The organism is Pseudomonas sp. S2_E02 (genome assembly GCF_054668355.1).
Genome location: NZ_CP162761.1, coordinates 4,191,033 through 4,203,434 on the forward strand (window position 1 = coordinate 4,191,033; position 12,402 = coordinate 4,203,434).

General features: G+C 60.9%; 9 protein-coding genes and 1 pseudogene. 5 read left to right on the forward strand and 5 right to left on the reverse strand.

Features of this window, described 5'->3' with window-relative positions; translation table 11 throughout:
• Positions 1–57: 57 nt before the first annotated feature.
• Positions 58–1,359 carry an amino-acid N-acetyltransferase gene (gene argA, locus AB4O01_RS18880; RefSeq protein WP_064116338.1) on the reverse strand — a complete coding sequence of 434 codons (1,302 nt, stop codon included), beginning with the start codon at positions 1,357–1,359 and terminating at the stop codon, positions 58–60.
• Between the two features lie 273 nt (positions 1,360–1,632).
• Positions 1,633–2,790: an acetylornithine deacetylase gene (argE, locus tag AB4O01_RS18885; RefSeq protein ID WP_320336176.1), complete on the reverse strand. Its 1,158-nt coding sequence runs from the start codon at positions 2,788–2,790 to the stop codon at positions 1,633–1,635.
• A gap of 155 nt (positions 2,791–2,945) precedes the next feature.
• On the opposite strand from argE, the gene AB4O01_RS18890 reads away from it, so the two are divergent.
• Positions 2,946–4,316 carry a CYTH domain-containing protein gene (locus tag AB4O01_RS18890; protein WP_007913820.1) on the forward strand — a complete coding sequence of 457 codons (1,371 nt, stop codon included), beginning with the start codon at positions 2,946–2,948 and terminating at the stop codon, positions 4,314–4,316.
• An 89-nt stretch (positions 4,317–4,405) separates the two neighbouring features.
• Here AB4O01_RS18890 and AB4O01_RS18895 read toward each other — a convergent pair whose 3' ends face one another.
• The gene (locus AB4O01_RS18895) at positions 4,406–4,870 is read right to left on the reverse strand and encodes an Lrp/AsnC family transcriptional regulator (RefSeq protein WP_257356574.1); all 465 of its coding nucleotides are present in this window, start codon (positions 4,868–4,870) and stop codon (positions 4,406–4,408) included.
• Between the two features lie 126 nt (positions 4,871–4,996).
• Between AB4O01_RS18895 and AB4O01_RS18900 the strand changes: the two genes are divergently transcribed.
• The 3 genes from AB4O01_RS18900 (at position 4,997) to AB4O01_RS18910 (ending at position 7,598) form a co-directional block, all read left to right on the forward strand.
• The gene (locus AB4O01_RS18900) at positions 4,997–5,335 is read left to right on the forward strand and encodes a hypothetical protein (protein WP_093429765.1); all 339 of its coding nucleotides are present in this window, start codon (positions 4,997–4,999) and stop codon (positions 5,333–5,335) included.
• A gap of 92 nt (positions 5,336–5,427) precedes the next feature.
• Positions 5,428–7,212, forward strand: coding sequence for a GspE/PulE family protein (locus AB4O01_RS18905; protein WP_093429764.1), 1,785 nt, complete (start codon positions 5,428–5,430; stop codon positions 7,210–7,212).
• A gap of 68 nt (positions 7,213–7,280) precedes the next feature.
• Positions 7,281–7,598 (forward strand): DUF2388 domain-containing protein, encoded by a 318-nt coding sequence (locus AB4O01_RS18910; RefSeq protein ID WP_460089205.1) that lies wholly within the window; start codon positions 7,281–7,283, stop codon positions 7,596–7,598.
• A gap of 186 nt (positions 7,599–7,784) precedes the next feature.
• Here AB4O01_RS18910 and gcvP read toward each other — a convergent pair whose 3' ends face one another.
• Positions 7,785–10,658 (reverse strand): aminomethyl-transferring glycine dehydrogenase, encoded by a 2,874-nt coding sequence (gene gcvP / locus AB4O01_RS18915; RefSeq protein ID WP_460089207.1) that lies wholly within the window; start codon positions 10,656–10,658, stop codon positions 7,785–7,787.
• A gap of 156 nt (positions 10,659–10,814) precedes the next feature.
• Between gcvP and AB4O01_RS18920 the strand changes: the two are divergent.
• A pseudogene (locus AB4O01_RS18920) lies at positions 10,815–11,958 on the forward strand (DegT/DnrJ/EryC1/StrS family aminotransferase).
• Positions 11,959–12,013: 55 nt separating this feature from the next.
• Here AB4O01_RS18920 and gcvH read toward each other — a convergent pair.
• A complete protein-coding gene (gene gcvH / locus AB4O01_RS18925) occupies positions 12,014–12,397 on the reverse strand; it encodes a glycine cleavage system protein GcvH (RefSeq protein ID WP_095049398.1) in 384 nt (127 codons plus the stop codon).
• Between the last annotated feature and the right edge of the window lie 5 nt (positions 12,398–12,402).

Here is a 12,402-nt window from a genome sequence, read left to right on the forward strand (position 1 = left end):
CAGGTGCAGCAATGTGAGGACCTCGCAGCCGGCCCCCACTCGCCACACCCTGATGAATCAAAGGGTCTTTTCGAAGATCTTCGAATTACGCTGAAAGTTGTACAGCGAAGCCCGCGCCGCTGGCAGGCGTTCAACGCTGCTCGGCTCGAACCCACGCTCACGGAACCAGTGCGCGGTGCGCGTGGTGAGGACGAACAAGGTCTTCAACCCCTGCGCCCGCGCGCGGGTTTCGATGCGCTCCAGCAGTTCATCACCGCGACCGCCATGGCGGTACTCCGGGTTCACCGCTAGGCACGCCAGCTCACCGGCATCGGAATCGGCAATCTGATACAGCGCCGCGCAGGCGATGATCATGCCTTCACGCTCGACCACGCTGAACTGCTCGATCTCACGCTCCAGCACTTCGCGCGAACGACGCACCAGAATCCCCTGCTCTTCCAGCGGACTGATCAAGTCGAGCAAACCGCCGACGTCTTCAATCGCGGCCTCACGCACCAGTTCGAATTGCTCTTGCGCAACCAGCGTACCGCCACCGTCACGGGTGAACAGCTCGGTCAGCAGCGCGCCGTCTTCGGCGTAACTGACGATATGGCTGCGCGCCACGCCGCCACGGCAAGCCTCGGCAGCGGCATCAAGCAGTTCCGCCTGATAATTGCTGCTGCCCAGACGCTGTAAATGCGCCGGCACTTGCTGTGGACGCAACTCACGCACCAGTTTGCCGTTCTCGTCGATCAAACCGAGATCAGCCCCGAACAGCAGCAGCTTGTCCGCGCCCAGGTCGATAGCGGCGCGGGTGGCGACGTCTTCGCAGGCGAGGTTGAAGATTTCACCGGTCGGCGAGTAGCCCAACGGCGACAGCAACACGATCGAACGCTCGTCGAGCAGGCGATTGATGCCCTTGCGGTCGACCCGGCGCACTTCGCCGGTGTGGTGATAGTCGACGCCTTCCAGCACACCGATCGGCCGCGCGGTAACGAGGTTGCCGCTGGCCACGCGCAGACGCGAGCCCTGCATCGGCGACGAAGCCATGTCCATCGACAGCCGTGCTTCGATGGCGATGCGCAATTGGCCGACCGCGTCGATCACACATTCCAGGGTTGCGGCGTCGGTGATGCGCATGCCGTGGTGGTAATGCGGGGTCAGGCCACGGGCGGCAAGGCGGGTTTCAATCTGCGGGCGCGAACCGTGCACCAGCACCAGGCGCACGCCGAGGCTGTGCAGCAGGACGATGTCGTGGACGATGTTGCCGAAATTAGGATGCTCCACGCCGTCGCCAGGCAGCATGACGACGAAGGTGCAGTCGCGGTGGGCATTGATGTAAGGAGACGCGTGACGAAGCCAATTGACGTATTCGGGCATGAACCTGGGCCTGTAATAAATAGCAGCCGAAAAAGGGGCGAAACGGAAAACGCACAGCGGGCTGATGGTTATCGTCGGAACAGGCTTGGCGACACGCGCGCTCTCCTCATGAATACGGGTTGGGTTGCTGGCAATTTACAGCGTTTGATCGGGCAAAACATAGATCCCTTGTAGGAGTGAGCCTGCTCGCGAAAGCGGTGTATCAGATACATCAATGTCGACTGACCCGACGCCTTCGCGAGCAAGCTCGCTCCCACATGGACAGTGTTCAATTCATAGAACTTTGTCCGGGGTCAGGCAGTAATGTTCAATCAGTTGCCGTAATAGATGCACGGTAGGCTGCAAACGTGACATTTCAAGGTACTCGCCGGGCTGATGCGCACAGGCAATGTCACCGGGGCCGAGCACGATGGTTTCGCAACCAAGGCGCTGAAGATAAGGCGCTTCGGTGCCAAACGCTACTGCTTCGGCGCTGTGGCCGGTGAGCTTTTCAGCAATGCGCACCAGTTCAGCGTCTTCGGCCTGCTCGAACGACGGCACTTCCGGAAACAAAGGTCTGTAGTCGATCTTCACCTGGTGGCGTTCGGCGACCGGGTTGAGCTTGCGCAGAATCTCCGCGCGCAGGACTTTCGGGTCCATACCCGGCAATGGCCGCAGGTCGAATTCCAGCGAACACTGGCCGCAGATACGGTTGGGATTATCGCCGCCATGGATGCAGCCGAAGTTCATCGTCGGTTGCGGCACGCTGAACTGCGGATTATTGAATTCGCGCTGCCACAGCAGGCGCAGGCCGCGCAGTTCGCCGATCGCATCGTGCATCGCTTCGAGGGCGCTGTGGCCCAGGCGCGGATCCGACGAATGGCCACTCTGCCCGAGAATGTCGATGCGCTCCATCATGATGCCTTTGTGCATGCGGATCGGTTTGAGCCCGGTCGGCTCGCCGATCACCGCCGCACGACCCAGCGGACGCCCGGCCTCGGCCAGTGCGCGGGCGCCGGACATCGAGCTTTCTTCATCGCAGGTGGCGAGGATCAGCAGCGGCTGCTTGAACGGCTGATCGAGCAGCGGCTGCACGGCTTCGATTATCAGCGCGAAGAACCCTTTCATGTCGCAACTGCCCAAGCCAACCCAGCGGCCATCAACTTCGGTAAGTTTCAGCGGGTCGGTCTGCCACAACGCATCGTCGTACGGCACCGTGTCGCTGTGCCCGGCCAGCACCAGCCCGCCGGGGCCGCTGCCGAAACTGGCGAGCAGGTTGAATTTGCCGGGGCTGACCTGCTGGATATCGCAATTGAAACCCAGGTCGCCCAGCCAGCCGGCGAGCAAATCGATCACCGCGCGGTTGGATTGGTCGAGGTTCGGTTGGGTACAGCTGACCGATGGCGCGGCGATCAGCGCAGCGAACTGGTCTTGCATGGACGGCAAAGGCATCGCTGACTCCAACTCCCGATTTGAAGTCCATCATAGAACCATCCGGCGTCAGGAATAAACCGCCGCAGGGCGTAGGACGAATCAGTCCTGTACACTGCACGGCCTTGGCAGCCACATATTCCCCGGCTGCGCTCCCGATCCTGGATTTTCCGGCCATGCAGAAAGAAACCGAAATCAAACTCCGCGTCAGCCGCGAAACCCTCGCTGCGCTGCGCGAGCACCCGTTACTGAAAAAACGCAACAAAAGTGGCTGGGAACGCCGTGAGTTGATGAACCAGTACTTCGACACCCCTGAGCGCGATCTGGCCCAGGCCAAAGTCGCCCTGCGCCTGCGCAAGGACGGTGACGAAGTCATTCAAACCCTCAAGACCCGTGGCCAAAGCGTTGCTGGTCTGTCCGAACGCAATGAATACGACTGGAAGTTGCCGAAAGCCAAGCTCGACGTGAAGAAACTCGACGGCGAATGCTGGCCCGAGTCGCTGGCCGAGCTGGACAAGAAAACCCTCAAGCCGATCTTCACCACCGACTTCGTCCGCGAGCGCGCCGAAATCGCCTGGGGCCGTGGCAAGAGCAAAGTGGTCATCGAAGCCGCGCTGGATCTCGGTCACGTTGTGGTAGGCAAGCAGAAAGAAGAAATCTGCGAGCTGGAACTGGAGCTGCGCGAAGGCGAGCCTGCCGCGCTGCTGGAACTGGCCGCCGAACTGGCTGAAACCCTGGCGTTGATGCCGTGTGACATCAGCAAGGCTGAGCGCGGCTATCGTCTGTACGACGCCAACAGCTATTCGCTGAGCCTGCCGGCGCCGGAGCTGACCCCGGAAACCCAACTCGACGACGCCTTCGCCGCGCTGAGCTGGCATTTGCTCGGCAGCAGCCAGCGTCTGGCCGAACAGTACCGTTTCAACGGCCACTGGCGCCTGTTGCTCGACTGGGTCGAGAACCTCGCGGAAATGCGCGCCCTGCTCAGCAGCCTCGGCCAGGCCGCGCCGCGTCAGTCGACTCACGATTTGCGCGTCGCGCTTGATGCATTGCTGGAAGACTGGCGTCCGCTGGTACAGGCCGGCATCGAAGATGAAGACGTACGCAAGGCTGCGCCGGAGCAGTTCCTCGAAGAACTGGAAGATCCGCGCTGGGGTCTGTTCTCGCTGAGCACGTCACGCTGGTTGCTGGCCCGTACCTGGACCGCCGACCGCAACGTTCGCGGCAATCGTCAGGGCGGTGCGCAGTTGCATAGCTGGTTGCCGCGCCTGTTGGGCGAAGAAGCTACGGCCCTGCAATTACAGCGCTATCAGCAGCAGCCGGAAGATCTGGCTGAACAACTGCCGCGTATCGAGCGCATTCAGGTCTGGCTGCACCACGCGCGCAACGTGCTGGAAATCCCGGAAATGGATCGTCTGTACGGCGAGCTGAACAAATTGGCGCAACTGGCCAACGAGCCGACAATCACTGACGAACTGCTCGACGCGCGCAAGCAACAGGCGATTGCGGTTTACCAGAATCGCGCGTGGAAAATGCTCCTGCGTATGTAACACCGCTTTCGCGAGCAGGCTCGCTCCCACTTTGGAATGCAATTCCCTGTGGGAGCGAGCCTGCTCGCGAAGAGGCCAGCCGCCTTACTTCAAACCGGCAAGCTTGTGGTGGACTTGATCTCCGACAACGCCACAATCGAATTCACTTCCTGAATCCCCGGCACCAGCGACAGCTTCTCGAAAAAGAATCGCTCATACGCCTCGATGTCCGCCGCAACAATCCGCAGTAAAAAATCCACCGCCCCCATCAGCACATAGCACTCCAGCACTTCCGGAAAGCCGCGAATCGCTTCGGTGAACTCGGTGAAGTTCGAACGCCCGTGGGCGTTGAGTTTGATCTCGGCAAAGATCTGCGTATTCAGGCCAATCTTCTTGCGATCAAGCAAGGTCACCTGGCCACGAATGATGCCCTCCTCCTTCATCCGCTGAATCCGCCGCCAGCACGGCGATTGCGACAGGCCGACCTGCTCGGCGATCTGCGCGCTCGACAGCGAGGCGTCCTCTTGCAGGAGGGCGAGAATCTTGCGGTCGTAGCTGTCCAGCTCATTGTGCATAGAAAAACCTCTAATCGAACATTTTGCGAATTGATCATTTCGATCAATCGTCAATAACGACGATCATAGCCAAGAAATACCCGGCGTCGAATGTAAAAATTCCTCCAGAGATTTTGGAGACTCGCCATGCCACACCTCGAAGCCGTAACCACCTCGCCTACCCGCGCCGACGTCTGGAACGTCAGCAACGCCCATTGCCTGGCGCAGTATCAGATCCTCGCCGAGGCCGAGCCGGATCTGCTGGTGCGGGTGCTCAACCTGTTCGCACTGCAGTTCCTCACGCCCGAGCAGGTCAATGTGCAGCGCATGGATGATCTGCTGTCGATCGACCTGGTCATGGGCGGTCTCAGTTGGCATCGCGCGCAAGTGATCGCGGAAAAACTTCGTAACCTGATCAGCGTCTGCTCGGTCAATCTGCAAAACGCCGACAGTGCTTGGGATGCCCCCGCGCAAGCCGCTGGCTGACAAATCCGGCAACGGCTTCATCGGGTAGTGGCCCAACGGTCTGCGGGGCCGCGACTATCCTTTTGCGCACTGTCGCTCAAAAGGAAGCCCGCATGTCCGTTCAACTTGCCACTCAGGACCGCTGGCTGGAACTCAACGAGGTGCTGCGTGAACTGGTCGCCCAAGGCTTTATCGGCCAGGACGCGGCCGAGCAGGCGCTGAATGCCCGTCGTCGCCACGCCGTCCATGGCCAGATGCATCCACTGGAATTCATCGCCAGCCAGCAACTGGACGACCTCAGCCGTCCGGGCAAACACCTCGACCTGGAAAGCCTGACCCTGTGGCTGGCGCAACAGGCCGGCCAACCGTACTTGCGTATTGACCCGTTGAAGATCAACGTCGCCGCGATCACGCCGTTGATGTCCTATGCCTTTGCGCAACGGCACAAGATTCTCGCCGTGGCGGTCGACCGCGATTCGGTGACAGTGGCCAGCGCCCAGCCTTATGTCACCGGCTGGGAGGCCGATCTCACCCACGTATTGAAACTGCCGATCAAACGGGTGGTGGCCAACCCGGCGGATATCCAGCGCTTCAGCGTCGAGTTCTTCCGCTTGGCCAAATCGGTCAGCGGTGCCAGCAATGCCGATCAGCAGAGCGGTAACCTTGGCAACTTCGAACAACTGCTCAACCTCGGCGCCAGCGATCAGGAGCCGGATGCCAACGATGCGCACATCGTCAACATCGTCGACTGGCTGTTCCAGTACGCCTTCCAGCAGCGCGCCAGCGATATCCACATCGAGCCTCGGCGTGAACAAGGCACGGTGCGCTTTCGCATCGACGGCGTGCTGCACAACGTCTATCAATTCCCGCCGCAGGTGACCATGGCAATTGTCAGTCGCCTGAAAAGCCTCGGGCGGATGAACGTCGCCGAGAAGCGCAAACCCCAAGACGGCCGGGTCAAGACCAAGACCCCGGACGGCGGTGAAGTGGAGCTGCGCCTTTCGACGCTGCCCACCGCGTTCGGCGAAAAAATGGTCATGCGGATTTTCGACCCGGAAGTGCTGCTCAAGGATTTCGACCAGTTGGGTTTCAGTGCCGACGATTTGCGCCGCTGGCAAGACATGACCCGCCAGCCCAACGGCATCATTCTGGTCACCGGGCCGACCGGCTCGGGCAAGACCACCACGCTGTATACCACGCTGAAAAAACTGGCGACGCCGGAGGTCAACCTCTGCACCATCGAAGACCCGATCGAGATGGTCGAGCCGGCGTTCAACCAGATGCAGGTGCAGCACAACATCGACCTGAGTTTCGCCGCCGGGGTGCGCGCGCTGATGCGGCAAGACCCGGACATCATCATGATCGGCGAGATCCGTGACCTGGAAACCGCTGAAATGGCGATTCAGGCGGCGCTCACCGGGCACCTGGTCTTGTCGACGCTGCACACCAACGACGCCCCCAGCGCGATCAGCCGTTTGCTCGAACTCGGCGTGCCGCATTACCTGATCAAGGCCACCGTGCTAGGTGTCATGGCCCAGCGCCTGGTGCGCACCTTGTGCCCGCATTGCAAAGCACCGCTGACGTTGGAGGAGGAAGACTGGCAAACCCTGACCCGCCCGTGGCAAGCGCCGCTACCGGGCAACGCACAACGCGCCATCGGTTGCGTGGAATGCCGCGATACCGGCTATCGCGGCCGCGCCGGGGTCTACGAAATCATGCAACTGAGCGACAGCCTCAAGGCGTTCATCACCCCGGACGCCGACCTCACGGCGATTCGTCGGCAGGCGTTCAAGGAAGGCATGCGCAGTTTGCGTCTGTCCGGGGCACAGAAAGTCGCAGCAGGGCTGACGACGGTGGAAGAAGTGCTGCGGGTGACGCCGCAGAGCGAGCAGAAATAAGCCGCCACGGAACCGGATCAGGGAATGGCGATCCAAGGCCCTAGTTAACCCCCTGGAGTCATCTCATCATGCGTCTCAAACTTGCTGTCGCCTCTCTGGCCTTGCTGTCCCTTCCCGTTGGTTCGGCCATGGCGGACAGCTTTTGGCGTAACGTCATCTCGTCCGGTGCCACTACCGGTTCGACCTACCTGACCTTCAAGGATCACAAGCTGATCATCGCCGCACAGGACGATGCCGGCAGCTTCGTTGCCAGTGATGGCGGCATTCGCGGACCGTATCTGGAAGCGGCGATGCAGAAAGTCCGCGCCGACAATCCGGGCCTGCAGGCGACCGATATGGAATTGGCGAATGCGATCCTGGCGAAGAACGCCGTGGCTTCCGAGTAAGCCATCCGCCAACAAAAATGCCGCTCAATCGAGCGGCATTTTTTTGCCTGTCTTCTGAGCCCAACACTAAACCCTGTGGGAGCGAGCTTGCTCGCGAAGGCAATTTCACATCCGAAATATGCGGCGACTGACACGCCGTCTTCGCGAGCAAGCTCGCTCCCACAAGGACCGCATACAGTCTGAATGTCAGCGGTAATCATCCACCGGGACGCAGGCACAGAACAGGTTGCGATCGCCGTAAACGTTATCCACCCGATTCACCGCCGGCCAATACTTGTGCGCTTTGGTGTGCGCATCCGGGGTAATGCCCTGCTCGATGCTGTAGGGCCGCTCCCAAACCCCGGTGACATCCGCCAGGGTATGCGGCGCTCGTTTCAACGGGTTGTCCTCGGCCGGCCAGTTGCCGTTTTGCACTTCGGTGATTTCTGCACGAATGCTCAGCATCGCACCGATAAAACGATCCAGTTCAGCCTTGGATTCACTCTCGGTCGGCTCGACCATCAACGTGCCCGGCACCGGGAAGGACATGGTCGGCGCATGGAAGCCGTAATCCATCAGGCGCTTGGCGACGTCTTCTTCGCTGATACCGGTCAGCGCCTTCAAGGGCCGCAGGTCGAGAATGCATTCGTGAGCGACCCGCCCGTTGCGCCCGGTGTATAACACCGGGAATGCGCCGGATAAATGCTGCGCCAGATAGTTCGCCGCCAGAATCGCCACCTCGCTGGCATCCGCCAATTGCGGGCCCATCATGGCGATGTACATCCAGCTGATCGGCAGAATGCTCGCGCTGCCCCAGGGCGCCGCGCTGACCGCGCCGTTCTGCGCCAGCGGCCCTTCAATTGGCACCACCGGGTGATTGGCGACAAACGGTGCCAGATGCGCGCGAATGCCGATCGGCCCCATGCCCGGCCCACCGCCGCCGTGAGGGATGCAGAAGGTCTTGTGCAAATTCATGTGCGACACGTCGGCGCCGATGTCCGCCGGCCGCGCCAGCCCGACCTGCGCATTGAGGTTGGCGCCGTCCATGTAGACCTGACCGCCGTACTTGTGGATAACCTCGCAGATCTCGCTGATGCCCTCCTCGTACACACCGTGGGTCGACGGATAGGTCGCCATCAGGCACGACAACTTATCCCCAGCCTCGGCGGCTTTCGCTTGCAGATCCTCCAGATCGACGTTGCCCGCCTCGTCGCACTCGACGATCACTACGCGCATCCCGGCCATTTGCGCCGAGGCCGGGTTGGTGCCATGGGCCGAGGACGGAATCAGGCAGATCTCCCGCGCCCCCTGCTGACGGCTTTCGTGGTATTTGCGGATCGCTAGTAACCCGGCGTACTCGCCCTGAGCGCCGGAGTTGGGCTGCATGCAGATCGCATCGAACCCGGTGATTGCGCACAGCCAGCGCTCCAACTCCTCGATCATCAGCGTATAACCGACCGCCTGCTCACGCGGCACGAACGGATGCAGGTTGGCGAATTGCGGCCAGGTGATCGGAATCATTTCGCTGGTGGCGTTGAGTTTCATGGTGCAGGAGCCCAGCGGGATCATCGACTGATTGAGCGCCAGATCCTTGTTTTCCAGTTGTTTGAGATAGCGCAGCATCTCGGTTTCGCTGTGATGGGCGTTGAACACCGGGTGGCGCAAGTACGGTGTGTTGCGCTGTAGGTTGTCGGGGATGCCCGAACTCAGGGCTTCAGCGTCAAGTTCATCGACGTTCAACCCATGATCGGCGCCAAGCAGGACATCGAACAGCTTGGCCACGGTACTTTCATCGCAGGTCTCATCGAGACTCAGCCCGACCCGACCGCGCCCGAGAATCCGCAGATTGATCTGTGCGGCTTGAGCGCTTTCGATGATCGCCGTTTGCGCACCGCCGACGTCCAGCGTCAGTGTGTCGAAGAACTGCGCATTGACCCGACTGATTCCTTTGCGCTCAAGCCCTGCGGCCAGAATGCAGGTCAGCCGATGCACGCGCTGGGCGATGTGTTTCAGGCCTTCCGGCCCGTGATAAACCGCGTAGAAACTGGCGATGTTGGCCAGCAACACCTGAGCCGTGCAGATGTTCGAGTTGGCCTTCTCGCGGCGGATATGTTGTTCGCGGGTTTGCAGCGCCATGCGCAATGCGACGTTACCCCGAGCGTCCTTCGACACGCCGATGATCCGCCCGGGAATCGCCCGTTTGTATTCCTCGCGACTGGCAAAGAACGCCGCGTGCGGGCCGCCATAACCCATCGGCACACCGAATCGCTGGGAGGAACCGAACACTACATCGGCGCCCAACTCACCCGGCGGCGTCAGCAACAGCAAACTCAGCAGGTCCGTGGCGACGCAGGCCAGCGCTTGCTGCGCATGCAAATGGTCGATCAGCGGGCGCAGGTCACGCACCTCGCCATGGGTGTCGGGATATTGCAGCAGCGCACCGAACACTTGGTGCTGTTTGAGATTATCCACAGCATCGACGATCAATTCGAAGCCGAAACCTTCGGCGCGGGTCTGCACCACCGAAATGGTTTGTGGATGACAGTTCTCATCAATGAAGAACAGATTGCTCTTCGATTTGGCTACGCGTTTGGCCAACGCCATGGCTTCCGCCGCCGCCGTGGCCTCATCGAGCAAAGACGCGTTGGCCAGTTCCAGACCGGTGAGGTCGATGGTCAGTTGCTGGAAATTCAGCAACGCTTCGAGCCGGCCCTGGGCGATTTCCGGTTGATACGGCGTGTACGCGGTGTACCAGCCGGGATTTTCCAGGACGTTGCGCAAGATGACCGTGGGCGTGAGGGTGCCGTGATAGCCCATGCCGATGAGGCTGGTCCAGACCTGATTCTGCTCGGCGTAACCGCGCAGTCTGGCCAGCGCCGCTTGTTCGTCGAGGGCCGGCGGCAGATCCAGTGCGCGGTTAAGGCGGATGGCCGGCGGTACAGTCTGTTCGATCAGTTCGACCCGGCTGCCGAGGCCGAGGCTGTCGAGCATCGCCTGTTGTTCGGCAGCATCGGGGCCGAGGTGACGGCGCAAAAAAGCGTCGGGGTCGCGTAACTGGCTCAGGGACGGCAACTGGGACATGACGGGCTCTCTCTTGGCTGGCGCTCGGCGTCAATGCAACACGGTCAAACCAGCATAGCAGTCGATATCGTCGCGCACGGCTTGGCGGCCGAGGGCGTTCCGGGCCATGCTGTGGCGCCTGCGTCAGGCGTTCAACTCGCGGATGATCAAAGCCTCATGAGCACACTGCCGTTTCTGCCGTTTTCCAAACCTGTCATCGACGAAGCGACGATTGCCGCTGTGGGCGAAGTCTTGCGTTCCGGCTGGATCACCAGCGGGCCGAAGGTTCAGGCCTTCGAAGCACAGTTGTCGGAATATTTTGGCGGGCGCCCGGTGCGCACCTTCAATTCCGGCACCTGCACCATGGAAATCGCCTTGCGCATCGCCGGCATCGGGCCCGGAGACGAAGTGATTACCACGCCGATTTCCTGGGTGGCCACAGCCAACGTGATCCTTGAAGTCGGCGCCACACCCGTGTTTGCCGACATCGATCCGCAGACCCGCAATATCGACCTGGACCAACTGGAAGCGGCCATTACCCCACGCACCAAAGCAGTGATTCCGGTGTACCTCGCCGGTCTGCCCGTAGACATGGATCGCCTGTACGCCATCGCGCGCAAACACAATCTGCGCATCGTCGAAGACGCCGCCCAGGCGCTGGGCTCGAGCTGGAACGGCCAGCGCATCGGCGCCACCGGTGACTTCGTGTCGTTCAGTTTTCAGGCGAACAAGAACGTCACCTGCGCCGAGGGGGGGTTGTCTGGTGCTGAACACACCTGAGGAAGCGCGGCTAGCGGAGAAGTACCGCTTGCAGGGCGTAACCCGCAACGGTTTCGATGGCCTGGACGTCGATGTCCTGGGCGGCAAGTTCAACATGACCGATGTCGCTGCCACGATCGGTCTGGGCCAGTTTGCTCATATCGAAGCGCTGACGGCGCATCGGCGTGAACTGGCGCGGCATTATTTCCAGTGCTTTGGCGCTGACTTTGAAGCGACCTATGGCGCCCAACTGCCGCTGGCGGATTTCACCAACAGCAACTGGCACCTGTTCCAACTGGTACTGCCGGAGCGCAAGGACGGCTTGCCTGCGCGGGCGACGTTCATGGAGCAGATGCAGGCGCATGGTATCGGGATCGGCTATCACTATCCGCCGATCCACTTGCTGAGTCTGTACCGCGAGCGCGGTTTCAACGAGGGGATGTTGCCGGTGGCCGAGCGTGTCGGGCGGCTGATCGTGTCGCTGCCGATGTTTACCGCGATGAGCAAGGAGGATGTCGAGCGCTCGGTCGCTGCGGTGAAAGCGGTGTTGCACAACGCCTGACAGACACCCATAAAAAAGCCCCGACAAGTCGGGGCTTTGCGGTGTAGCCGGGCAATTACTCGCCGATGGCAGCCTTGTAAGCGCCGGCATCCAGCAGTTTGTCCAGCTCAGCCTTATCGCTTGGCTTGAGCTTGAAGATCCATGCGCCGTACGGATCGGAGTTCAGCAGCTCTGGCGAACCGCCCAGCTCTTCGTTGATCGCGATGACTTCACCGCTGATCGGCGAGTAGATGTCGGAAGCAGCTTTCACCGATTCAACGACGCCAGCCTGATCTTCAGCGGCGAACACCTTGCCTACTTCGGTCAGCTCAACGAACACCACATCGCCCAGCGCTTCCTGCGCGTGATCGCTGATGCCCACGGTGACGGTGCCGTCGGCTTCCAGACGTGCCCATTCATGACTTTCGGCAAAACGCAGTTCAGCGGGAATATTGCTCATCTTCG

What these genes read in the sequence shown, in the direction of transcription:
- gcvH (WP_095049398.1), bottom strand. Translation starts at nt 12,397, where the DNA reads ATGAGCAATATTCCCGCTGAACTGCGTTTTGCCGAAAGTCATGAATGG.
- AB4O01_RS18905 (WP_093429764.1), top strand. Translation starts at nt 5,428, where the DNA reads ATGTCCGTTCAACTTGCCACTCAGGACCGCTGGCTGGAACTCAACGAG.
- AB4O01_RS18890 (WP_007913820.1), top strand. Translation starts at nt 2,946, where the DNA reads ATGCAGAAAGAAACCGAAATCAAACTCCGCGTCAGCCGCGAAACCCTC.
- AB4O01_RS18900 (WP_093429765.1), top strand. Translation starts at nt 4,997, where the DNA reads ATGCCACACCTCGAAGCCGTAACCACCTCGCCTACCCGCGCCGACGTC.
- argE (WP_320336176.1), bottom strand. Translation starts at nt 2,790, where the DNA reads ATGCCTTTGCCGTCCATGCAAGACCAGTTCGCTGCGCTGATCGCCGCG.
- argA (WP_064116338.1), bottom strand. Translation starts at nt 1,359, where the DNA reads ATGCCCGAATACGTCAATTGGCTTCGTCACGCGTCTCCTTACATCAAT.
- AB4O01_RS18895 (WP_257356574.1), bottom strand. Translation starts at nt 4,870, where the DNA reads ATGCACAATGAGCTGGACAGCTACGACCGCAAGATTCTCGCCCTCCTG.
- AB4O01_RS18910 (WP_460089205.1), top strand. Translation starts at nt 7,281, where the DNA reads ATGCGTCTCAAACTTGCTGTCGCCTCTCTGGCCTTGCTGTCCCTTCCC.
- gcvP (WP_460089207.1), bottom strand. Translation starts at nt 10,658, where the DNA reads ATGTCCCAGTTGCCGTCCCTGAGCCAGTTACGCGACCCCGACGCTTTT.